This window comes from Longimicrobium sp. (genome assembly GCA_036389135.1).
In the GTDB taxonomy this organism is placed as follows: domain Bacteria; phylum Gemmatimonadota; class Gemmatimonadetes; order Longimicrobiales; family Longimicrobiaceae; genus Longimicrobium.
The window spans coordinates 46,637-70,126 of record DASVQP010000070.1; the positions used below are offsets into that span (position 1 = coordinate 46,637).

General features: G+C 70.9%; 19 protein-coding genes and 1 riboswitch. Of the genes, 13 read left to right on the plus strand and 6 right to left on the minus strand.

What is annotated here, in order from left to right:
* Nucleotides 1–239 precede the first annotated feature (239 nt).
* A complete protein-coding gene (locus VF584_16740; protein ID HEX8211825.1) occupies nt 240–1,085 on the minus strand; it encodes a hypothetical protein in 846 nt (281 codons plus the stop codon).
* A 197-nt stretch (nt 1,086–1,282) separates the two neighbouring features.
* Here VF584_16740 and VF584_16745 point away from each other — a divergent pair, with 197 nt between their 5' ends.
* The 9 genes from VF584_16745 to VF584_16785 all read left to right on the plus strand — a co-directional run bounded on the left by VF584_16745 (nt 1,283) and on the right by VF584_16785 (nt 12,928).
* The gene (locus tag VF584_16745; protein HEX8211826.1) at nt 1,283–2,101 is read left to right on the plus strand and encodes an AIM24 family protein; all 819 of its coding nucleotides are present in this window, start codon (nt 1,283–1,285) and stop codon (nt 2,099–2,101) included.
* 416 nt (nt 2,102–2,517) lie between these two features.
* On the plus strand, nt 2,518–4,092 hold the full coding sequence (locus VF584_16750; protein ID HEX8211827.1) for a GMC family oxidoreductase: 1,575 nt from the start codon (nt 2,518–2,520) through the stop codon (nt 4,090–4,092).
* Nucleotides 4,089–5,030, plus strand: coding sequence for a Gfo/Idh/MocA family oxidoreductase (locus tag VF584_16755; GenBank protein ID HEX8211828.1), 942 nt, complete (start codon nt 4,089–4,091; stop codon nt 5,028–5,030). Before VF584_16750 ends, VF584_16755 begins: the two co-directional genes overlap by 4 nt.
* Nucleotides 5,031–5,047: 17 nt before the next feature.
* A complete protein-coding gene (locus VF584_16760; protein ID HEX8211829.1) occupies nt 5,048–5,875 on the plus strand; it encodes a hypothetical protein in 828 nt (275 codons plus the stop codon).
* Nucleotides 5,876–5,964: 89 nt separating this feature from the next.
* A complete protein-coding gene (locus VF584_16765; protein ID HEX8211830.1) occupies nt 5,965–7,083 on the plus strand; it encodes an HD domain-containing phosphohydrolase in 1,119 nt (372 codons plus the stop codon).
* Between the two features lie 16 nt (nt 7,084–7,099).
* Nucleotides 7,100–7,180: riboswitch (cyclic di-GMP riboswitch) on the plus strand.
* A gap of 18 nt (nt 7,181–7,198) precedes the next feature.
* Entirely contained in the window at nt 7,199–8,461 is a 1,263-nt protein-coding gene (locus tag VF584_16770; GenBank protein ID HEX8211831.1) for a histidine kinase dimerization/phospho-acceptor domain-containing protein, read from the plus strand.
* Between the two features lie 315 nt (nt 8,462–8,776).
* Entirely contained in the window at nt 8,777–9,121 is a 345-nt protein-coding gene (locus VF584_16775) for an ATP-dependent Clp protease adaptor ClpS (GenBank protein ID HEX8211832.1), read from the plus strand.
* Between the two features lie 3 nt (nt 9,122–9,124).
* A complete protein-coding gene (locus tag VF584_16780) occupies nt 9,125–11,431 on the plus strand; it encodes an AAA family ATPase (GenBank protein ID HEX8211833.1) in 2,307 nt (768 codons plus the stop codon).
* Between the two features lie 201 nt (nt 11,432–11,632).
* Entirely contained in the window at nt 11,633–12,928 is a 1,296-nt protein-coding gene (locus VF584_16785) for a tetratricopeptide repeat protein (GenBank protein HEX8211834.1), read from the plus strand.
* Nucleotides 12,929–12,992: 64 nt separating this feature from the next.
* Here VF584_16785 and VF584_16790 read toward each other — a convergent pair whose 3' ends face one another.
* Entirely contained in the window at nt 12,993–13,283 is a 291-nt protein-coding gene (locus tag VF584_16790) for a hypothetical protein (protein ID HEX8211835.1), read from the minus strand.
* A 292-nt stretch (nt 13,284–13,575) separates the two neighbouring features.
* Between VF584_16790 and VF584_16795 the strand changes: the two genes are divergently transcribed.
* Together VF584_16795 and VF584_16800 are read left to right on the plus strand one after the other, a co-directional pair.
* Nucleotides 13,576–14,316 carry a helix-turn-helix domain-containing protein gene (locus tag VF584_16795; GenBank protein ID HEX8211836.1) on the plus strand — a complete coding sequence of 247 codons (741 nt, stop codon included), beginning with the start codon at nt 13,576–13,578 and terminating at the stop codon, nt 14,314–14,316.
* A gap of 259 nt (nt 14,317–14,575) precedes the next feature.
* Nucleotides 14,576–15,526, plus strand: a complete 951-nt coding sequence (locus tag VF584_16800; protein ID HEX8211837.1) for a helix-turn-helix domain-containing protein — start codon at nt 14,576–14,578, stop codon at nt 15,524–15,526.
* 102 nt (nt 15,527–15,628) lie between these two features.
* Here VF584_16800 and VF584_16805 read toward each other — a convergent pair whose 3' ends face one another.
* From VF584_16805 to VF584_16820, 4 genes are all read right to left on the minus strand, one after another.
* Nucleotides 15,629–16,507 carry an alpha/beta hydrolase gene (locus tag VF584_16805; protein ID HEX8211838.1) on the minus strand — a complete coding sequence of 293 codons (879 nt, stop codon included), beginning with the start codon at nt 16,505–16,507 and terminating at the stop codon, nt 15,629–15,631.
* A 312-nt stretch (nt 16,508–16,819) separates the two neighbouring features.
* Nucleotides 16,820–18,598 (minus strand): PAS domain-containing protein, encoded by a 1,779-nt coding sequence (locus VF584_16810; GenBank protein ID HEX8211839.1) that lies wholly within the window; start codon nt 18,596–18,598, stop codon nt 16,820–16,822.
* A gap of 350 nt (nt 18,599–18,948) precedes the next feature.
* The gene (locus VF584_16815; protein HEX8211840.1) at nt 18,949–19,779 is read right to left on the minus strand and encodes a murein L,D-transpeptidase catalytic domain family protein; all 831 of its coding nucleotides are present in this window, start codon (nt 19,777–19,779) and stop codon (nt 18,949–18,951) included.
* 275 nt (nt 19,780–20,054) lie between these two features.
* A complete protein-coding gene (locus tag VF584_16820) occupies nt 20,055–21,143 on the minus strand; it encodes a PilT/PilU family type 4a pilus ATPase (GenBank protein HEX8211841.1) in 1,089 nt (362 codons plus the stop codon).
* A gap of 114 nt (nt 21,144–21,257) precedes the next feature.
* On the opposite strand from VF584_16820, the gene VF584_16825 reads away from it, so the two are divergent.
* Nucleotides 21,258–22,544: a hypothetical protein gene (locus VF584_16825; GenBank protein ID HEX8211842.1), complete on the plus strand. Its 1,287-nt coding sequence runs from the start codon at nt 21,258–21,260 to the stop codon at nt 22,542–22,544.
* Entirely contained in the window at nt 22,541–23,224 is a 684-nt protein-coding gene (locus VF584_16830) for a M23 family metallopeptidase (protein HEX8211843.1), read from the plus strand. The genes VF584_16825 and VF584_16830 overlap by 4 nt, the downstream gene beginning before the upstream one ends.
* Nucleotides 23,225–23,490 lie beyond the last annotated feature (266 nt).

Below are 23,490 nucleotides of genomic sequence, written 5' to 3' on the forward strand. Positions count from 1 at the left end.
TGTGTCCGCTCCACTGGCTTTCGCAGATCGAGACACCGCAGGTTCAGCCCGTGAGCCACATCGCATAACGAGGGGCTGGTCGAAAACAAAAGACGTTCTCTGTGCCCTTTCGTAGTTTCTCTGCGTCTCTGTGTGAAACCGCCGTCGCCCGGCGCTCGCACCAGATGATGGTCGTGCCCACGACAAAGCCCCGGCGCTGAACCAGCGCCGGGGCTTCGCTCACGACAGCATCAGGAAGGCTACGCCGTTCCGATCCCGCCCGTCCCGCCCGTCCCGCCGGTGCCACCCGTACTGCCCGTGCCGCCGGTGCCACCCGTACTGCCCGTGCCGCCCGCGCCACCGGCGCCGCGCTCGTAGCCGTAGCGGCAGAAGTCACGCATGGACTCGTACGTCCCCGCCTGGCTCCCGGTGAACCCGCGGCGGATCTCCGGCTCCACCTCGTCGAAGCTCCGCCCGCTGTACGACGGGTTTCGCGCCGCGGTGTAGCCCACGACGTAGTAGGTGCGCGCCTGCGGGTACGCCACCGTCGTCCGCGCCGGGTGCGACTCGTAGTGCCGGCGGTAGTGGGTCTCCTCTTCCTTCCCCTCGGAGAGCGCTTCCAGCGCCTTCTTGCCGGCCCAGTACGCGCCGCCGGCCAGCGCCAGCCCGCCCAGCACGCGCTTCCATTCGAAGCCGCTGCGCACGTACTCGCGCACCTCGGCGAAGCGGCCGGTCTCATGGGTCTTCTCCAGCTCGACCTCGACCTCCTGGTACTCGCGGTTCTGGTACGTGGGCTGCGCCGCGGCCGTGTGGCCGAGCTGGTAGCCGGTGCGCGCCTGCTCGTAGGTGTGCGTCTCCGGGCGATCGGTGCGCGCCTCGAAGTCGCCGCGATAGACGTGCGTCTCGTGCGCGCCGAAGTCGTCGTCGAAGCCGCCCGCCGTCCCCGGCTGCGACCCGAACCCGCTCCCCGTGCTCCCGGTGCCGGTCACCGCGGCGTCGCTCCCCAGCCCGCCGCCCACGCTTCCGGCCTCTCCACCCAGCCCGCCGCCCGTGCTTCCGCCAAGCCCGCCCGTGCTCCCGCTGCCCGCGTTGCCGTTCTGTTCCATTGTTGCGCTCTCCTGTCACTCGTGAACCGTTCCCGCGTGGGACGCGCCCCCGATGCACACTTCGGACCGCCGCCGCGAAACCCGCGATCTGCGGAACTGGCGGCGAGCGAATGGTTTGCAACCTTTTGGCGCGCCGCGCGTACCCCACTCCGCACGAGGCACGCACGATCCCACTTCCCGCACGACGAGACGATCCGATGAACGCCGCACCGACAGCGCTCCCCTTCCACGTCACCGAAACGATCACCCGCGGCGGCACCACCTTCGAGGTCCTGGAGTACGACGCGCTCGCCGGCAGCGAGCCCATCGCGGTCGCGGAACAGGTGTACACGCTCAACCGCGCGGGCGTGCGCCTCCGCCAGCTGCGCGTCCGCATCACCGACGACGCGGTGCGCACGGAGCCGGGCGCGCTCCAGTTTCTCAAGGGTCGCATCGAGATGGAGAGCAACACGGGGGCGGGCGGTGGCTTCGGCGGGCTGATGAAGGGTGCGCTCGCCGCCGCGCGCACCGGCGAGACGCTCTTCAAGCCGCTCTACCGCGGCAACGGCGAGCTCTACCTGGAGCCCACCTTTGGCCACATGTGGCTGATGGAGCTCAAGGAGCAGACGCTGTACGCGGACCAGGGCCTCTTCTTCTGCTGCGAGGACTCGGTCAAGGTGGAGGCGCACAAGGTGGAGAGCTTCTCCGCCCGCATGGCGGGGGGCGAGGGCCGCTACCAGACCAAGGTGAGCGGTACCGGCCTGGTGGTGTTCCGCATCCCCGTGCCGCGCCACGAGATCGTGGAGATGAAGCTCGCCGACGAGACGCTCCAGGTGGACGGCTCCTTCGCCCTCCTCCGCACCGGCGACGTGCACTTCAGCGTCGAAAAGGCCTCCGCCACCCTGGTCGGCGCCATGACCAGCGGCGAGGGCCTCCTGCAGACCTTCCGCGGCACCGGCAGCGTCTGGATCGCCCCCACTCTCCCCCTCTACGGCGCCCTCCGCCGCTCCCTCCCCACCGGCGCCGCGACGGCCTAGCGTTCCCGACGTTTGGGTGTCGGCGCCCCGCACCAGGGGCGAAGATCGTCGAAGGGCCTGGCACGGGCAGCCACGTGGGGCAGCCCCTACCGGTACAGTGCGAACGGCAGGGTCCGAGGTGGGGGCAGGGGCGGGCAGACACGCAGGTCTGCCCCTACCGGCGTTGGTGCACCGGGTCAGGCGGCGGCACGAAGGCAGGCACGGGCGCGATAAATCGCGCCCCTACAGAACGGCCTGACCGCTCCGCCATCCCGCCATACGGGCGAATCCCACCCCCGAGTCCGCGCAGGCGGACTTTGTGCCGTTGTTGCAGCGAGTTCACTCGCCCGGTCACCCCCCGGCACTGGCGCCAGACGCCGCTTCCCCGCAGTTTACGCGGCTTCCCACGCTAATTCGCTTTCCTGAAGTTTCTGCCTGTGCCACCGTCCTCCCCACTCCTGGAACTCGACGCCGTGGTGATCGGCAGCGGCTTCGGCGGCGCGATGGCGGCGTGGGAGCTGGTCGCGGCCGGGCTGCGCGTGGCGATGGTGGAGCGCGGCGGATGGGTGGAGCGCGGCCCGCAGAACTGGGCCGGCGAGGGCGCCTTCGTCCGCACGCCGGCGTACGCCCCGGACAGCGCGTTCCGCGTCCTCCAGGGCCGCCGCTGGGCCGAGCAGAACCTGTGCACCTGCGTGGGCGGACCCTCGGTGTACTACGGCGGCTCGTCGTTCCGCTTCCGCCAGCGCGACTTCGACCCCGCGCCGGAGATCGTGGGCGACTCCGGGGCCGCGTGGCCCTTTGCGTACGACGCGCTGGAGCCGTTCTACACGCAGGCCGAGCGCCTCCTGGGCGTCGCCGGCGCCGCGGGGACGGACCCGACGGAGCCCCCGCGCAGCGCACCGTATCCGCATCCGCCCTCCCCGCTCGCGGCCCCGTCGCGGCGCATCGAGGCGGCGGCGCGCTCGCTGGGACTGCACCCGTTCCCCATCCCGCTCGCCATCAACTACGCGGCGGAGACGGGCTGCCGGCGCTGCACCACCTGCGACGCCTTCGCCTGCGCCATCGGGGCCAAGAACGACATCGCCACGCGCATGATCCCCGAGCTGGCGATGCGCGGGATGCAGCTCTTCACGGATACCATGGCCGTGCGCCTGGTGGCCGAAGGGGACCGCATCGCCGCCGTCGAGTGCCGCAATCGCCCCACGGGGGAGCCGCTCGTGCTGCGCGCGGAGAGCTTCGTGGTGGCCGCGGGAGCGCTCGCCACGCCGCACCTCCTGCTGGCGTCGGGGCTGGAGCGGATGAACCCGGCCGGGCACGCGGTGGGACGCTACCTGATGCGCCACTGCAACGCGATGACGTACGGCGTCTTTCCGCGCAACCCGAATCCCGGCAACGAGCACCACAAGCAGCTCGCCATCCACGACTTCTATTTCGGAGTCGACGAAAAGGACGCCCCTCACGGCAAGCTCGGCAACATGCAGCAGGTGATGGGACCGCCCGCCGCCATGCTCGAAGTCGGCCTCCCCAGGCCGATCGCGCGCATGGCGACGCCACTGGTGGAGCACATGACGGGGCTCCTCTCCATCGCCGAGGACCAGCCGCGGGCGGAGAACGGCGTACGCATCGACCCGGCCGCCATCGACCGCTTCGGGCTCCCCCGCATGAGCGTCACCTCGCTCTACTCGCCACGCGACCTCGCCGCTCGCGCCGCGCTGATCAGACGCGCGAAGAAGATCCTTCGCCGCGCCGGCGCATGGGGGACGGCGACGTGGAAGGTGAGCACATTTTCGCACGCCGTGGGCACCGTGCGCATGGGCGACGACGAGCGCACCGCCCCGCTCGACCCCGACTGCCGCTTCCGCGGCCTGGAGAACCTGTACGTGACGGATGGAAGCTGCTTCCCCACTTCCGCGGGGGTGAATCCGAGCCTCACCATCGCCGCCAACGCGCTGCGGGTGGGGCGCAGGATGGCCGCGCACGCGAGCCCCGCGCACGCCGAGGCCGCGGGATGACGGGGGTCGCCTTCCTGGGATGCGGCTTCGCCACGCGCATCCACACCAAGCGGCTCAAGGGGATGGAGGGGGTGAGCCTCTTCTACGCCTCGCGCAAGCTGGCCAAGGCGGAGGAGTACGCGCGCAAGGCCGGGGGCGCGGGCGCGTTCGGCTCGTACGAGGCCGCCATGGCCGACCCGCGCGTGGAGGTCGTCGTCGTCGCCACGCCGCCCACGTCGCACCTGGAGCTGACGCTGGCCGCCCTCGCCGCGGGAAAGCACGTCGTCGTCGAGAAGCCCCCGTTCCTGCACGCCTCCGACTTCGATACCGTGCAGGCGGCGCGCGACGCGGCGGGGCGGCGGGTGATGGTGGCGGAGAACTACTTCTACAAGCCGATGGCCGAGGCGCTGCGCGGCGTCATCCAGCGCGGCGAGGTGGGCGAGCCGCGGCTGCTGACCATCAACGCGCTCAAGGAGCAGACCGTCGCCAACTGGCGCGGCGACATGTCGCTGGCGGGCGGCGGCGCGCTCTTTGAGGGCGGGATCCACTGGATCAACTTCATGGCCAACCTGGGACTCCCCGTGCGCCGCGCCACCGGCTACCGCCCCGGCGGCAACACCGGCGAGCCCGACCTCACCACCCTCGCCGTCTTCGAGTACGAGGGCGGCGCGGTGGGGACGCTGGCCTACTCGTGGGAGATCGGCTCGCCGCTCAAGGGGCTGCGCCTCTCCGCGCTGTACGGCACCGAGGGGACCGCCACCTTTGAGACCAACGGCGTCTTCCTGGCCGTGCGCGGCCGCATCGCCGTCCCCGGCCTCGCCGACATCCCCGGCTACGCCGCCATGTGGCGGGACTTCATCCCCGCCCTGCGCGAAAACCGCGAGCCGCGCTTTACCTTCGACGCCGCGCGGCGCGACATGGAGCTGCTCGAGTCCGTGTACGCCTCCATGGACCGCTGACCCACTTTTCCAATCCAATGAACTCGACCGTTCCTGCCATTCTCATCGGGCTCCTCGCGGGCACCCACACCTCGTCCTGGGGGATGTACAAGGACGCCCCGCACGAGGGCTTCACCCTTCCCAAGTACTCGCGCAGCATCATCGTGGCGGCGCTCGCCGCCTTCATTCTGTCGCGCATCGTCGACCTGAACCTGGGCTGGGCCAGCCACCTCTCGCTCTTCTTCGGCCTCGTCTATGCGGCCGAGCGGCTCACGCTGGAGCTGTGGAAGAGCTTCCTGCGCGAGGAAGACCAGTCCAAGTACTTCATCCCCATGCAGTTCGGCGTCCTGGGGAAGCCCATCAAGAGCCGCGCGGTGCGTTGGTCCGTCCTCGCCGCCATCCTGGTGCTCCTGGTCGTCCTGCTGTACCTCGCCAACTGGCTGATGAAGACGTACCCGGATGCCAACCCCTGGCTGGTGCTCATCACCGTGGGCTCCATCGGCGGTTGGCTGACGGCGTTCGGCGGGGCGTGGAAGGACGCGCCGGTGGAAGGCTTCGAGACCTTTAAGTTCTTTCGCAGCCCGATGGTGGCGCTCACCTGGGCCGTCATCATGTCGTTCTTCACCACGAACTGGATCTACATCGCGGTGGCCGGCGCCGGGTACTCGGTGGCCTCCATCGAGACGTACAAAACCTTCTTCTTCCCCAACAAGCCGCGCGGCAAGTTCGCCGGCAAGCCGATCCTGTTTCCGAAGATCCTGGAGCAGCGGCGAATCGTAGCGGTGCTCTACGCCTGCATCTGGGTGGTGATCATCGCGCTGCTGGTGCTCGGCTTCACCGGGCCGCGCGAAGGGCTCCTCCCGTAACGCGGCGCTCCGGACGAAAACACTTGGTGGGCGCTGGCGCGTGTGCTACATTCGCCAGCGAACCCCCCTCTCCCCCGCTCCTTCAAGAAATGCCGCTGGAGCTGTTTCCCCCGTCGGCCGGCCCTCCCCGTCTGCTCATCGTGGACGACGAGCCCGGCATCCGCCGCGTCCTCGCCGACATCTTCGCGGGCGGCGACTTCGTCATCTCCACCGCCGAGAACGGCCGCGTCGCGCTGGAGCACTTCATCAGGGAAGGCGCGGACATCGTCCTGGCCGACCTGATGATGCCGGAGATGGACGGGCTGGAGCTGCTGCGCCGCGTCAAGGCGCTGGACGACACCGCCGCCTTCCTCCTCCTCACCGGCGCGGGAACGATGGAGCAGGCCGTCGAAGCGCTGCGCCTGCAGGCAGACGACTACCTGCTGAAGCCGTTCAACGTGGACGAGGTGGTGCTCTCCGCCCGGCGCGCGCTGGAGCACCGGCGCCTCCTGCTGGAGAACCGCGCCTACCAGCGCGGCCTGGAGGCGCGCGTCGCCGAGCAGGCGCAGCAGCTGGAGAACCTTTTCCTGGACGGCCTCCTCACCATCGCCAACGCGGTGGAGGCGCGCGACGCGTACACGGGCGGCCACCTTGAGCGCGTCACCGTCTACGCCGTGGCCGCCGGCTCCGCGCTGGGGCTGGGCGAGGACGAGCTGCGCGATCTGGTCGTCTGCGGCTTGCTGCACGACATCGGCAAGATCGGCGTCCCGGACCACATCCTGCGCAAGCCGGGGGAGCTGACGGAGGAGGAGAAGTCGGTGATGCGGCGCCACCCGCTCATCGGCGCCGCCATCGTGGAGCGCAGCGCCTTTCTCCGCTCCGCGGCGCCGGGCGTCCTGCACCACCACGAGCGCTGGGACGGGCGCGGCTACCCGTTCGGGCTGGCGGGCTCGGAGATCTCGCTGGCGGGGCGCGTGCTGGCCGTGGTCGATGCCTTCGACGCGATGGTCACCACCCGCCCCTACCGCGGCGCGCGGGCCACGGAGGAGGCGCGAGAAGAGCTGGAGCGCTGCTCCGGCAGCCAGTTCGACCCCGACGTGGTGGCCGCATTCCGCTCCGCGCTGGACGCCGGGCTCCCCGCGCCGGCGGAGACGCGATACGTGCGCGTGCTGCTGGAAAGGGTGGGCGCAAACGTAAAGCTTGCGCGATCCGGGGCGGCGAGCCTATAGTTTGCACATAGGTTTCACACGACAATAGCTCACCCGTCGCGAGGCGGGGTCGCAGAGCCGGGTGTCTCCCCCTCCGGGAGATAGGCCAGCCGCCGAACGTGAACACCGCGAACTCATGCCCATCCCCACCCGGGGAGCGGCATCCGCCCCCGTCCCCACGGGGACGGATGCGTTCTCCATACCCGCGGGCGCTCCATCGGAGCGCGTCCTGGCGGTCCTCCACCGAATCTCGGAGTGCGTCGCACGCCCTGCTGAGCTCGCCCGTCTCCTCCGCACCTTCGCGGACGAAATCGGCGCGCTTCTCCACGCATCCGCCACCACGGTGACCGCCGAGCCCGGCGGCCTGCTGTCCCTCCGCGTCGGCTCCGGCTTCCTCGCCTCCTTCGAAGGCGAGCTCCTCCCCAGCGAAGAAAGCTTCTGTGGCACGGCGCTGCGCTCCGGCATGATGCTGGAGACGGCGGACCTGTCGCAGGAGCCGCACGCCTACCCCGGCGAGCAGGAGCTGGGCGCCGGCCCCGCGCTGGCGGCGGCGCTCCCCGCCCCCTCGGGCGCCGTGGGAGTGCTGCTCGTGCTACGCACGCCCGGCGCGCGTCCCTTCAGCGAAGACGACCGCGCCACGCTTGCCCTGGTGACGGAGTTCGCGGGCTCCGCGCTGGCCGGCGCGCTCGCCTTCGCGGAGGCGCGCGCCCGCCGGGTTCCCGTGGACGCCTGGCGCCGCGACCGCGAGACCGCCGCCTGGCGCCGCACCTACGACGCCGTGGCGGCTGGCAGCGGGCTCGCCCTCCTCCGCGTGGAGCTGGCGACCGGCCGCATCCATTGGGGTGCCGGCGTCGAAACGCTGGCCGGCCTCCCTGGCGATGAGTGGGGCACCACCGTGGAAAGCTGGGCGCAGCAGGTGGCCGCCGGCGACCGGGACCGCGTGGTGCGCGCCCTGGCCTCGGCCGGCGGCGTCTCGCGTCTCCAGATCTCCGCGACGGTGGCAGGCGGCCGCGTCAAGCGCCTGCGCCTGGACACCTTTCCCGACGCCGCCGAGCCGGGCGTGCTCGCCGCCCTCCTCGCCGAGGCGGAGGAGGTGCAGCGCGAGCCGTCCACCGTCCCCGTGGCGGCGCTGATCCGCGCGGTGCGGCACGAGCTCAACAACCCGCTCGCCGTCGTCGCCGGAACCGTGCACCTGATGGAAGCCTCCGGCGCCGCCGACGGCCAGCCCGAGCTCGCCCGCTCCGTGCAGCAGATCCGCGACGCCAGCGACCGCCTGCGCGACCTGAGCGCGCGCATCGGCTTGCTGGAGCGGATGCCGGAGGCGGCATTCGTCACGGACGCCGGGGGCCTGGGAGTGGCGGGGAACGGCGAACGACCCACGGTCCACGGCGAACGGTAGACCCCCGAGCCGCCGCCGTGCGATCTGCAACGATCGTTGCGAAGTCGGACCCCGCCCCGGACCCGCGCCCCCGCCACCAACCCCGGACCCCGAGTCCGCGCAGGCGGACTTCGTGCCGTTGCTGCCGCGAGTTCACTCGCCCGAAACCCGATCATCGCCCCCGTTTCCCGAGCTTTTTAGACCCCCCGTGCCGCCCGCGTGAATCCACTCCGCCCCCTGATACCGTAGCACACAATCGTACGGTCCGGACGTTGCAGGTATGTAACAGCGATGGAAGCGCACGCCGGGAAGTGGAGAGCAGCCGATTCGCGAGAGATGACAGACCCGAAGAAGCCGCCGGAGCGCGCTCCGGCCGTACGGCCGGAGCGTGAAGAGGGGATCGCAGTTCGCGAGCGCCCCGCCACGCGCACCCCGCGCCTCTTCCGGGTCCTCCTCCACAACGACGACTACACCTCCATGGAGTTCGTGGTGGATGTGCTCGTGCGCTTCTTCGAGAAGACGACGACCGAGGCGACGCAGATCATGCTGCAGGTGCACCACGCGGGGTACGGAGTGGCGGGCAGCTACACGCGCGACGAAGCCGAGACGCGGGTGGAGCGGGTCGCCGCCGAGGCGAAGGCGCAGGGCTATCCCCTGCTGCTGAGCGTGGAGCCGGAGTAGCCTATGTCCACCCCCGCGCTGCGTCCGGAGCTGGAGGTTAGCCTCCACCTGGCCGTGCTGGAAGCTGCCCGCCGGGGGCACGCCTACGCCGGGCTGGAGCACCTCCTCTTCGCGCTCCTGCACGACGACGCCACCGCCTCCGCCGTCGAAGCCGCCGGCGCCCGCCCGGACCGCCTCCGCCGCAGGCTGGAGCGCTTTTTGGACGAGGAGGTCCACAGCGGCACCGGCGTGCCGGTCGACAACAGCACGCCGACGCTCGGATTCCGCCGTGCGGTGCAGCAGGCGGCGCTCCAGGCGCTCCGCTCAGGCCGCGAAGAGGTGACCGGCGCACACGTCCTGGTCGCCATGTGGGACGAGGAAGACTCCTTCGCCGCGCATTTTCTCCAGGAAGCCGGCGCGGACCGCATGGAGCTGATGCGCCGCGCCTCCGCCGCCCCGGAAGCCGTCCCGGCGAGGCCCGCGCACGAGGAAGAGGAGGACGCGCGCGACGAGGGCGATGCGCTGGCCCGCTTCGCCGTCAACCTCAACCGGCAGGCGGCGGAGGGGAGGGTCGATCCGCTGATCGGCCGCGAACGCGAGTTGGGGCGCGCCATCCACGTGCTGGCCCGCCGCCGCAAGAACAACCCGCTCTTCGTCGGCGACCCCGGCGTCGGGAAGACGGCACTGGCCGAGGGACTGGCGCTCCGCATTCACCGCGGCGAAGTCCCCGCCCCGCTGAGAGGCGCCGAGATCTTTGCGCTGGACATGGGAGCGCTCCTGGCCGGCACACGCTACCGCGGCGACTTCGAGGAGCGGCTCAAGGCAGTGCTCAAGGAGCTGGAAGCCCGCCCCGGCGCCGTGCTCTTCGTCGACGAGATCCACACCCTGGTGGGTGCGGGGAGCACCAGCGGCGGGAGCATGGACGCCTCCAACCTCCTGAAGCCCGCGCTGGCGGCCGGGCTGCGCTGCATCGGCTCCACCACGCACGAGGAGCTGAGGACGCACTTCGAGCGGGACCGGGCCCTCGCCCGCCGCTTCCAGAAGATCGACGTCCCGGAGCCCGGCACCGAAGACACGGTCCTCATCCTGGAAGGGCTGCGGGGGCGATACGAGGAGTTCCACAACGTGCGCTACGCCGACGCCGCCCTGCGCGCCGCCGCCGAGCTGAGCGCCCGCTACCTGCACGACCGCCGCCTGCCGGACAAGGCCATCGACCTGATGGACGAGGCGGGTGCCGAAGCCAGGCTCGCGGCGCCAGAAGGCGGCACCGAGCCGGCCCACGTGGACGCGGAGACGGTGGAGCGCATCCTGGCCACCATGGCGCAGATCCCGCCCCGCACCGTCGCCGGCAGCGACCGCGAGCGGCTGCGCACGCTGGAGTCGGAGCTCAAGGCGCGCGTCTTCGGGCAGGACACGGCGATCGGGCAGCTCGCCGCCGCCATCAAGCTGTCGCGCGCCGGGCTCCGCGACCCGCGCAAGCCGATCGGCTCCTTCCTCTTCACCGGCCCCACCGGCGTCGGAAAGACGGAAGTGGCCCGCTCCCTCGCCGAGGTGATGGGGATCGAGCTGATCCGCTTCGACATGAGCGAGTACATGGAGCGCCACACCGTGTCGCGGCTGATCGGCGCGCCGCCGGGGTACGTGGGGTTCGACCAGGCGGGGCTGCTCACCGAAGCGGTGCGGCGCACCCCCCACGCGGTGGTGCTGCTGGACGAGGTGGAGAAGGCGCACCCGGACGTCTTCAACCTGCTGCTGCAGGTGATGGACTACGGCCGCCTGACCGACAACAACGGGAAGCAGGCCGACTTCAGGAACGTGGTGCTGGTGATGACCAGCAACGTGGGGGCGGAGGAGCTCTCCAGGCGCCGTCCCGGCTTCGCCGGCGCCGACGTGGCCCCCAACGACGACGCGCGGGCGTTCGAGCGAACCTTTTCTCCCGAGTTCCGCAACCGGCTGGACGCCCGCATCGCCTTCGCGCCGCTCGGGCTGGAGGTGATGGAGCGGATCGTGGAGCGGATGGTGGCGGAAGTGGGCGCGCGGCTCGCCGCGCGCGGGGTGGAGCTGGAGCTGACCCCGGCGGCGCGGGCCTGGCTGGCCGAGCACGGTCTGGACCCGGCCAACGGCGCCCGCCCGCTGGCCCGCCTGATCGAGGAGCAAATCCTCCGTCCGCTGGGCGACGAGCTCCTCTTCGGGATGCTGGAGCACGGCGGCGTCGCACGGGTGGACGCGCAGGACGGCCGGATCGTCCTGTCCCCTGAGGGACGCCCGAAAACCGCCGCCACGGTTGCCGGAGGACGGGAAGGAAACGGTGTAGACGCTGGCGGGTACTGATAACTGTCAGCACCTGCCAGAGATGTGCAATCGTGGTGCGCCCGGACTCGCTCTGTACAACACGCGTCGGATTCTAAACCGGATCGTCGGGAATTTCGACGGTTCGAGTGCTAAAAATCTGGCGCACGCGAGCCGCGTTGCGTATCGTATACGGAAAGTTTACAGACAGAGCACCCAATGAAGGCACAAGGAGACCGTATAATGAGAGCCACCCGCGCCAAGACCAACGTGCGCGAGCCCCGCCGCTGGCGGACGCCGCCCCCCCTGATCCGCGGTTCGGAGACGCTGGAAGGGATGGACATCCTGCGCGAAGTCGGCAGCGAGGCGGGGGTCCTGCTCTGGCAGTCGTACCGCAACGTGATGTTCTGGGCCACGGCGGAGCCCGGCGAGCGCGCCGGCCTGTTCTCGGCCGAAGCGAGCCGCAAGCGCCTCGCCGAGGTGGGGGCCGCGCGCCTGCCGCACGAGATCACCGAACCGCTGAACGTCATCGGCCGCCTGCTCGCCGCGCCCGAGGACACCCCCGGCGATGCGGTGGCCGCGGCGTGCACGGCAGTTGGGGAGTGGGCCGAAGCTGAGCAGCATGGTGCCACAGCGCTTGCGTTCGCGCAGGCGGCGGCGCTCGCCATGCCGCGCAGCGCGGCCCTGGCGCTCAAGGTGGGGCAGGTGGCGCGCGAACGTGCCGAGATGGCCCGTGCCGAGACCTGGTTCCGGCACGCCATCATGATCTCACGCCAGGTGGGTGACTGGGAGACCTACGCCCGCGCCTACATCGCGCTGGGGAACATGGCCATCAAGCGCGGCAGCTTCCCCGTCGCGCACCGCATGCACATCAAGGCGCTCCGGGCCGCACGCAGGAAGGGCCTTCCGGCGCTGCAGGGTATGGCGGCGCACGACCTGTTCGTGGTTGCCCTGGAGACGGGGCGGCATGCGCAGGCGGAAGAGTACGCTCGGGCCGCGTTCCGCGCGTACGGGCCGCACCACGACCGCCTGCCCGTGCTGGCGCAGGACGTGGCGTACCTCTGGATGCAGCAGGGGCACTTCGCGCCGGCGCTTGAGGTGTTCGACGCACTGAGGCCGCACGCCGCGGGCAAGCGCGACTTCGGCCTGACCGTCGTGTCGAACATCGCGCGCGCGGCGGGTGGCGTAGGCGAGCGCGAGGTGTTCCGGAAGGCATGGGTAGAGGTGAACCGGCTCGCCAAGGAGCCCGAGGTTCGCCCCGTGCTGGCGGCTGCGATGCTGGAGCTGGCGCGCGGCGCGGCTTCGCTGGGTGAGTGGGACCGCGCCGAGCAGGCTGCCGAGCAGGCGAGTGCTGTTGCGACCGAGCTGCGCCAGTCCAAGTTGATGATCAGTGCCGACGCGGTGCTGGACTCCATCCGCAACGGACGCCGCATTGAGCGCAGGGTGGCGGACACCAACACCTCGACGGGGGGATCGCAAGATACGGAAGTATTTGCCGCCAGTCTGGTGCGGACGCTGGAGATGGCGTCGAGCCACTGACTAAGAGAGAACGGGTGGCGGGATTCAGCTCCCCGCCACCCGTTCTCTTTTTCTACTGGACCGTTCAGCCGCCCGAGCCGAGCACACCGCCCTTACCGTCGCCCGCCACGCAGGTAGTCGTGACGTTGCCGCTCGGGTCAGTGGTCACGACAACCGTTCCGGGACAGGGCGGCGGCGGCGTCTCTTCCGAGACAGTGCCATCGTCCGAGTCTTCAGTCGTGCCGGCATCGCCAGTTTCGGGCGCAGTGTCGTGGCGCGGGCCCCCGGGCGCCAGGGAGCCGGTGATTGAATCGTTTCCGCAGGCGGCCAGGGCGGCCAGGGAGAGAACGGCGAGAAGGATGCGGGCGGTCTTCATACTGAGGTTCCAATGTGCAGGGAGTTGGTACGGGCAGGGCGCGGTGGCCACGTGAGGCACAGTATATTTGTGCGTGCGGCCGCCCGACTGCCCATTCTTCTTTCGTCTGGCTCCAGTTAATTCCGGACACGTCATGCCCCCGCCGCGCCGTACACTGCTGATCATGCACCCAAATGGTGCATTCCGGGAACGCGTTCAATCGATTAGCGCAAAGTCCTTCCGTTGCCAATCGGTCTCCGCGTGGCCCGAGCTGCGCGCCGCCGCCGCCCAGGCCCCTCCCTCCACTCTCCTGTTGCTGGATCCCTACCGCAAGAACGCGCGCGGCCTCTGGAAACTGACTCCGGAGCTGCGCGGTTTCCTTTGGGAGTTCCCCTCGATAACGGTGGTGGCGGCGATCGACGTGCGCGCCGGCTGCTCGCACGACCTCCGCACGCTGGGAGAGTGGGGAGTGGCGGACGTCATCTCCATCTACGAGGACGACACCGGCGAGGGAATGCTGCGCCGGCTGCGGCTGGCGCAGGGCCGTCCGCTGCAGAACCTGCTGGCGCGCTCGCTTCCCGCCACCGTGTCTGGCCAGTCGCGCACGCTGCTGATGACGGCGGCTGAGGTGGTCTCGATGGGCGGGAAGGGACGCGACCTGGCGCGCGCGCTTCATCTTTCACAGCGCACCGTGCTGCGCTGGGCCGAGCGTGCCGGCCTCCCCCCGCCGCGCCGGATCCTGGCCTGGATGCGCATCCTGCTGGCTTCGTCGCTGCTCGATGACCCGGGGCGCACCGTGTTCAGCGTGGCGTGCGCGTGCGGCTACGCGTCGGACAGCAGCCTGCGGCGCGCGATGCAGGATTTCCTCGGCACCATCCCCACACACCTGCGACGCGAAGGCGCATTCGAGCGCGCGACGCACGCCTTCATTCAGGAGCTTGCGGAGTTCAAGGAGCTGGGGCCGGAGAGCATCGTCACCGGCCGGGGCCGCGCCGCCACCGACCGCCGCGCCCGCGCTGCCGCGGAAGCCGCCCGAAGAGAGGCGACGAAGTAGCGCGGCTGCTGTCCCCCGACCCGCTCATCACCTCGTTGCTCCTTGTCGGCCGCCGTGCTTACTCGCGCCACACACGAACTCCCTCCGAACACCGCATCCGATCACGATCAACGTAAACCGCGTATGGCTACAAGTCCTCCAAATACCAGCCTTTTGGCGGAAACGCTGGACAAACAGGGATCAACGCGGTAACTTGGAGTGAGTTCTACGTATGACATGATCCGACACGAGTACGTTCATCCAGCCGAGCTGAGGCAGCATGCAACCGATTCTTCGGCCGCTGATCGTGATGCATCCCGACTCCGTGTTCAAGGAGCGGATGCGGCGCATCGGCAGCCAGCGCTTCCAGACCCAGTTCGTCTCCGACTGGGACGTGCTGCGCACGACGCTCCAGGAGTCGCCGCCGGCCGCGCTGGTGGTGGTGGACCCGTACCGGCGCACCTACGGCTCCGAGGCGGAGCTGGCGCCCGAGCTGCGCTCGCTGCTGTGGGAGTTCCCCACGGCGACGGTGATCGCCGCGCTGGAGGTGCAGCGCGGGCGGATGCGCGACCTGCGCACGCTGGGCGAGTGGGGCGTGAAGGAGATCATCGCGCTCGATGAAGAGGACACGCTGGAGGCGATCACCCGACGCCTGCGGGCGGCGCAGGGGCGGCCGCTGCAGAGCCTGCTGGAGCGCTCCCTCCCGGCGAACCTTTCCGGCCGCGCGCGCGCCCTGCTGATGGCCGCCGCCGAAGTGGTGGCCGAGGGCGGCCACGGGCGCGACCTGGCCGCGGCGCTTCGCCTCTCCGAGCGGACGCTGCTGCGATGGGCCGAGCAGGCGGACCTGCCGCCCCCACGCCGGATCCTGGCGTGGATGCGCGTGCTGCTGGCCTGCGAGCTCCTGGACGACCAGGCGCAGACGGTGCTCTCCGTGGCGTACACCTGCGGCTATGCGTCGGACAGCTCGCTGCGGCGCGCGGTGCAGGAGTTCACCGGCGTTCTGCTGACGGAGCTGCGGAAGCGCGGGGCGTTCGCGACCGCATCCGAGATGTTCCTTAAGGAGCTCGAGGAGACGCGCGAGCACGGCCGGGCACGCCGAAAGGCAGCCCGCGCGGAGGCCCGCGCCGCCCTTCAGGCCGAGCGCGCGGCCGCCACCGCCCGTGGCGAGCGAGGCACCCGGGGCCGCCGAGGCGCTCCCCGCAAGCGTGCCGCCCGCCCGGCCGCTTCCTGAATCATCGCACGCGGAGAGGCCCGGGGACCGTAACGGTTTCCGGGCCTCTTCTGCGTCTGTGAACCGGGTCCGCACACCACCCGTACTCCGTGTGAGCAGACTCTAGCCTGTCGCGGTGCAGCCGCGGCGCGGGTCGCGCACGAAGGCGTCGATGTCGTCGAGCACCGGCGCGATCCGCAGGCGGGGCGCGGACAGCGCGACCACGATCTGCACGTGTCCCACGCCCGCGTACACGATGGAGCGCGCGCACCCGCCACGATCCCGAATGCGCGTGGCCAGGCGCACGGAGTTCTCCACCGCTACGGTGCGGTCGCCGCCGCCGTGGAGGAGGAGTAGCGGAGGGTCGGTGCCGTCAACGTGGGTGGTGGGGTAGGTGGCGGGCCAGCCCTCGCGCGGGCCCATCAGCGCCTGAATGTCCGGGTCGGTCCAGGTGGTGTCGACAGGCCCCGCGAGCGAGACGAAGCCCCGCACCGCACCCGCGGGGACTCCGGCGTCGCGCAGGAAGTGCTCGTCGAGGGCGAGGAGCGCGGCGCTGTGGCCCCCGGCGGAATGCCCCACCACGAAGATGCGGGTGCTGTCTCCGCCCAAGCGCGCGGCGTTGTCGCGTGCCCAGCGGACGGCACGCGCCCCGTCTTCCACCCAAGCCGGGAAGCGGGCCGCGGGCGCGAGACGGTAATCGGGGACCACCGTCACCCACCCGCGCCGGGTGAGGGCATCGCCGAGGAGGCGGTAGTCCCCGCGTGTCCCGCTGTTCCAGCGCCCGCCGTGGAGGAACACCACCAATGGTGCGGGTGCGCGTACCGCCTTCGGCCGGTACACGTCCAGCCGCTGCCGCGCTTCCGGCCCGTACGCCACGCCCTCAGTGCGTACGAAGTGGCTCCCCAGCAGCAGCGACTCCGCCGCCCGCCTCGGCGAGCAGCCAGTGGCGGCGAGGGCGGTGATCGCGGCCAGTGCAGGGACGAGAGCAGAGCTCGGGTGCATTCACAGGGTGGTGGGGCGAGTGAACTCGCGGCAACAACGGCACAAGTCCGCCTGCGCGGACTCGGGGGCGGGATTCGTCCGAGTGGCGGGATGGCGGCTCGGACAGGACCAAACCGTAGGGGCGCGATTCATCGCGCCCGTGCCCGGAAATGCGCCGCAACTCCCGCGATCGTTCCGGGTCTCGACCACCACCCTCCACGAGAACCATACGTCATGCGCAGCCCGCCCGGATGCGTCGCAAAGAACGGAGGCGAGAAACCCCGGTGTTGCGGGTCCCTCGCCTCCGTTGCGTTCAGGACAGCGTCCCGCGGGTTACCCCCGGCGCCGGGCCGGCGCGAGATTGTGCTGGATCAGCAGCGCCGCGATGGTGCGCGCCGGAGTGCGGGAGACGAACGACGGGAGCGGCACCAGCATCCGCGGGGAGTCGCTCCCCAGCTTCTGCCGCGCGGCCGGAGTCAGCAGCACGCTCTCCGACGGGTTGAGCGACGCGATCGCGGCCGCATCGTCGGCCAGCACCACGCGAAGGCGCTCGGAGCCGCGCAGGAAGCGGAGACGGGCCGCGTAACCCGCATCGGCCACCACGGCGGTCAACGGACCCTCGGACAGCCGCTCCTCCGCCGCCTGCACCATCTCTGGGCCGGCGGCCAGCACCAGCACCGGGACTCCCAGCGCGCGGCCGGCGGCGTGCGCCTCGGTCGCGTGGAAGGCGGTGGTGACGATCAGCTCCACGCCGTGCAGCGCCTCCGGAGCCCCGCGGCCGTCGGCGCGGAAGGAGCCGGGCGCCACCGGAATGGCCTCCATCCCCCACTGCCCCGCCATCTCCGCCACCAGCGCCGCCCGCTCGTCCTCCACCGACTCCATGCAGGCACAGCGCACGCGGGTGGAGGTCGTCCAGCGGCCCACCACGTCGGCGAGCTGCGGAATGCGGATGCGCAGCCCCGAGGCGCCTTCCAGCACCCCCGCCAGCCAGTCCGCCGTCTCGCCCAGCGGCGGCGCCGCGGGCTCCCAGGCGCCGGCCACGAAGGCGCCCTGCCGGTTGCGGACCTCCACCAGGCCCTCGGCGGCGAGGGCGCGGTAGGCGGCGGCGACGGCGCGGTGCTCGGCCCCGGCCGCGTCCGCCACCTGGCGGATGCTGGGAAGGCGGCTCCCCGGGCGCAGGTGGCCCAGGTGCAGCCCGGACGCGATCCAGGTGCGGAGCCGCTCGTAAACGGTTCCGGCCGCCGCCTCGCCGGCGAGGGCGGAGCGGCACTGCTGAAGGATCGACTCCGCGTCGTCGCGCTCGGTGGTGCGCGCCTCGGGCGCCTCCGCGGCGAAGGTAAGGAGCGTCCCGCGCCGCGCATCTCCGGCCAGGAGCGGCGCCACGGAGGCGCGCAGGCGTACCACCTGGCCGTTGCCGCGCGTCACCTCGGCCGGCACGCCGTCCAGCCGCTCGCGTGTCCGGAGAAGGGCTTCGCCCCCCGACTCCTCGCCCGGAAAGCGCACCGGGCAGGCATCGCCCGCCGTCTCCGGCTCCCAGCCCAGCGCGTCGGTGGCGGCCCGGTTCCAGCGAAGGAGGGTGCCGTCCAGGTCCAGCGCGCAGGCCGGCGTGGCCAGGGCGTCCAGCATCGCCTCCAGCAGCGTGGTCTCGTCCCGGGCCGCGTCCAGCGAATCGGCCAGGCCGCGGAAGACCCATATCAGGGCGGTGCGGCCCTGCGCCTCACGCATCACGCTCACCCGCGCCTTTACGCGCAAGGGGAGGCTGCCGCGCGGGCGCAGGCTCACCTCCCACTCCGCCGTCTCATCCAGCGGAAGCCCTTCCAGGATGCGGTTGCGGAAGTCGCGCCGGTCCTCCTCGCCCACGAACACGGCAAGCGGCTTTCCGCCCAGCGCTTCCGGCCGGGCGCCCAGGAGCTCGCCGGCGGCGCGGTTCGCCTCGCGCACAACCCCGGCCGCGTCGGTCACCAGGCACGGGTCGGGGAGGTGGGTGAAGAAGCCCAGGTAACGCTCACGCTCCGTCTCCAGCGCATGCTGCACGGCGCTGAGCATGTCGCTCTGCACGCGCAGCTCCTCCTCGGACACGCGCAGCTCTTCCAGCGCGAGGCTGAGCTCCATGAGCGCCTCGCGGGTGGCGCCTCGGTCTGCGGAGGGGGTGGATTCGCGGCGTGTGCGGTCTTCCAGAGACCGCAGGAGGGGCGTATGCGCATCGAGAAACTCGCGAATCTCACCAAGAGCCATGCGGAAATCGCCTTTCAGGGGGAGCGCGGCGTAGGGAGGCAGCACGCGTGGAGGTAAACATACGATCCGCGCAAACATGCTGCCATCAATGACCACTTTAACTGCCTTACTCGTAACACGGACGATGCATCTGCGCTCCGTGTCACAACTTTGGTGCAGTATTGCTGCTGTTCTGGGATGTTGCCAAAGGGGCTCCACGTTTCACTCGCCTGGAGCCCCCTCTCGCATCATCCGTTCAGCGCGTCCCGATGCACCCAGGGGTCGCTCTTCAGCCACGTCTTGTCCAGCGGCGAAAAGAGGAAGACCATCCCGCCGTTGCCGATCCTGGGGATCAGCTTCCTGGCGCGCGCCGGGTCCATCGCGGGGCACCCTTCGCTGCGTCCGGCCTCGCTCTCGCTCACGTACGGCGCGCCGTGCACCACGACGCGGCGCTGGCGGGCGGCGTTGTTGAAGCGGCCGGAGACCCCGTCCAGGCGCAGCCCCACCGAGCGGTACACCTCGCCGCCGGCGTGACCGGTGAAGGCGTAGACCTCGCGCGCCTTGAACAGCCCGAGCGAAGAGGTGGCGCTCCCCTCACGATTGGTGAACTTCGTCGGTACGCCGTATTTGGCGCCGGACCCGCGGCCGTGGGCCACGGCGAAGGGTCCGTCCACCACCCGCAGCTTTTCCATGTCGAAGACGTAGCCGCGCCTGGTGCGGCTGTCCAGCCCGTAGTCCACGAAGTACAGGTACGGCTTGCGGACCTCGTCTGGATTCTCCGCCCTATAGTTGTAGTAGGCCTCGAAGGCCAGGCGCAGCGCGTCCGGATGGCTCTGCTTGCGGACGTCACCGGCGAGGGCGGCCAGCGCGGTCTCCGCCTCGGACAGCTCTTCCACGGGCGCGGCCTTTTCGATCCCCACGCCGCTCAGCACGGCCTGGGCGGCAGGCCTGAACGCGGCGGCGGCGGGCGGCGGCGCTTTTTCAGCGGGTGCGGCGGCGCTCTTTGTATCGTTCGGAAGCGACGCGGCGATGCCAAAGATGACGGCTGCGGCCGCGAGTGCCTGAAGGTTGGAGTTCATGTCCGATCTAATCTCGCGTTTCGGGGCGCCCGCACTGTGCAGCCGGCGCCGGGAAGCGAATCCGTGGGAGCGCCGCAATCCATCCGGCGAACCGTCTTAACTGTTTGCAGGTGAACAAGTTAACTGATAAACATCCAGGGATCAACCCTTGCATTCTCGAGGCAAAGGCATCCAGAACCGCGCCTCACACAGAGACACAGAGGGCAAGGAGAGAAGGGCAAAGGGGTTCTCTGCGGCTTGTGGTTCCCTCCGTGTTCTCTGTGTGATGGTTTTCTTCACCAGGGCCGGGCGCGATCGGGAACGCGCAGGGAGCCGATCTCGGTGCGCAGGCTCTCGGGGCTGTTGGCGGCGGCCATCGCCTCGTCCTCCTCTACCCAGCTCTGCACCACCATCAGTGCAAGGGCGCGCTCCAGCGTCTGCATCCCGCTGGCCTTGTCGTTCATCGCGCCCTCAATGAGCGACGGCTTGTTCTCCTTGATGTTGTTCTGCACCGGAGTCGTGTTGAGGAGGATCTCGTAGGCGCCCAGACGGCCGCCGCCGCGCTTCCTCACCAGGCGCTGCGTGACGATGGCGCGCAGCACGTCCGCGAACTGCGTCCTCACCTGCTGCTGCCGCTCGGGGGGCATCATGTCGACGACGCGGTTAGCCGTCTTGGTGGCGCTGCTGGTGTGCAGCGTCCCAAAGACCAGGTGCCCCGTCTCCGCGGCGGAGAGGGCGAGCTGCATCGTCTCCACGTCGCGGATCTCGCCCACCACCACCACGTCGGGATCCTCGCGCAGCGCCGCCCGCAGCGCGCGTGGAAAGGAAGGGACGTCGCGCCCCACCTCGCGGTGCGTGACGATTGAGGTGCGGCTCTCGTGCGTGAACTCCACCGGGTCTTCGATGGTGATGATGTGTCCCGCGCGCTGCCGGTTGATGAGGTCCACCAGCGCCGCCAGCGTGGTCGACTTGCCGGAGCCGGTGGGGCCCGTCACCAGCACCAGGCCGTTGGGGATGCGCGCCAGCCCCGTGATCGCCGGGGGAAGGCGGAGATCCTGCGCGCTGGGGATGACGGCCGGGATCACCCGAAGCACCGCCCCGACGCCGCGCCGGCCCGTGTAGACGTTCACCCGGAAGCGCCCCAGATCCGGCGATTCGTAGGCGAAGTCCAGGTCCTCGGTGTCGCGCCAGCGCTCGCGCAGCGGCGGGTCCATCACCTCCTGCACCACGGCCTGGATGTGGCCGCCCGCCAGCGCCGTCATCTGCAGGGGGATCATCTCGCCGTCCACCCGGATGCGCGGCTCGATTCCGGGGGAAAGGTGGAGGTCGGACCCTTTGTGGTCGATGAGGGTGCGGAGGAGGAGGTTGAGGCGGGGCTGTTCCATGGTCGTGAGCCTGTTCTCTGATTCGGGGTATTTCGAGTGCAGAGGGCTTGATTGCCCGCCGCCACCCGCCCGGCTCCCTGCCGGGGTCCGCCACCGTCCGCACCGCAGGAAGCCATGCCGCGTTCCGCCCATCTCCAGACCGCCCTCCGCATCGGCCCGATCGCCACCGCGCTCCTGGCGCTTTCCGCCTGCGCCTCGGCCGGCGGGCTGCGCCGTGCGGACGGGCCGTTCATGCCGGCAAGCTCCCTCACTGGATACCCCGGGTCCGGGGGGGCGTATCCCGCGCCCGCCGCCGGGCCTCCGCTCCCGGCCGGCCTGGTCAACGAGGGCGGGCTGAAGCCGCTCCCCGGCGCGCGCTACGCCGGCGTGGGGCCGCTGGGGGCACTGGTGATCCCCGTATCCACAGGCAACCGCGTCCCCACCTACGACGAGCGCACCCTCGCGGCTCGCCTCTTCGGCGAAGGGACCGATGAGGGCGGCACCGTGCGCGACCTGCTGACGCGCGAGTCGGGCGGGGCGATGCGCTTCACCACGCGCACCCTTCCCCTGCTGGTGGCGCCGCAGTGGCGCGCGCCCGCGGGGCAGCCGCGCGAGCTGGAGCGCCTGGCGTCGATGGCGCTCGAATCGTGGGCGCGCCAGCTGGACCTGAGCGTCTACGACAATGACGGCCCGGACGGCATCCCCACCTCCCGCGACGACGACGGGGAGATCGACCTGGTGATCCTGACGGTGGAGTCGGACACGCCGTTCGCCAGCCGCATCGTGCACCCGGAGCTGGAGCTGCGCTCGGGCGGGCGCCGGCTGCGCGCGGGGCACGTGCTGGCCGTCCACGTCCCCCGCGGCGCGCAGCCGGACGTGATGGGGACCACGCGCCTGATCCTCCACAAGCTTGGGCTGGGGGAGAGCGAGTGCTTCTTTCCGGAAGGGTACGGCCTCACCCTCTCGTCGCTGGCGCGCACGCGCCTGGGCTGGCTGCCTGCTTCGTCCGTCCCGCGTTCGGGCACGTACCGCGTCCCCGACGGCCACGGCGTCGTCATCCCGCTCGCCGACATGCCCGCCGGGACGGGTTTCTGGCTGCTGGAGCGGCAGGCGGAGCGCATCTATGCATCCCGCGTGGCGCGGCAGGCGGATGGGCGCTTCTTCGCCACGCGGGTGGAGAAGCTGGAAGTGGGCGCCGAGCAGATCCTTCCGCTCACCCGCCAGCTCGGGGTGCGGGGCCCACGCGTGCGCCTGTACCCGGATGAGGGTGGCGAGGCGCGGATGGAGGTGGTGCTCGAGAACCGGAGCGGCCCTGGGGCGGGGTCGCCGCTCCTGCCGATCGACGAGGTGGTGACGGTCCCCACCGCACCCGCGCGTCCCGCCTCGGCGCCGCGCGTGGCGAACACGCCGCTCGACCCGTGATCCCCGCGCGGGCGGCGCTGGCGTGTGCGCTCGTGGTGGCGGCGTGCGGCGCAGGTATTCTGCGCGCCGCCCCGCCTTCGGCCGACGCGGGCCTGTCGCTGCGGCTGGACAGCCTGGAGGGGCGCATCTCCCGGGTGGAGGCGCGTGTAGGGCTGGCGCCCGGCCCGCTGCGCCCCAGCCCGCTCCTGGCGCGCTACGAGGAGCTCCGGAGCCGCGAGGCGCGCATCGCCGCACGCGTGGACTCGGCGCGCCTCTTTATCCCGGACGCGGCGCCGCTGGCAGCGGGAACCATCACCAGCGCCTACGGGCCGCGCCGGTACCACCCGGTGGTGCGCCGCGTCCTGCCGCACTGGGGGCTGGACATCGCGGCCCGGCACGGCGCGCCTGTTTTCGCCACGGCGGACGGCGTTGTGCTCGCCACCTTTCGCTCGCCCACCTACGGCACCGGCGTGGACCTCCGCCACGGTGACACGTTTCTCACGCGATACGCCCACCTCTCCGCCCTCTCCGTGCGCAACGGCGAGCGAGTGCGGCGCGGCCAGCTGATCGGCCGCGTCGGAGCCACGGGGCGCACCACCGGCCCCCATCTCCACTATGAGGCCTACGTGCGGCGCGCGGACGGCTACCACAGCGTCGATCCCATCCGCCTCCTCCCGCCGGATGGTCACCTGCGCCTTTGAAGCGAACGGACTGTCTCACGCGGAGACGCGGAGGAGCCGGTGTGCGCGCAGACGGAGGCACGGAGATCAGTTTCTCCGTGCCTCCGGCTGTTACGTCCCCTCGCACTCCGATCGGCGCACCCGAATCAAGCCCGTCGTCCTGAATCACCCCGCCAGCACGACCTTCCTCAAGAGGAGAACCCTATTTGCTGATCAGGGTATCTATATTTGCAGGATCAGCAAACGTACTCATACCTCCGCCCCTCCCCCTGCCATGCGACCTGCAA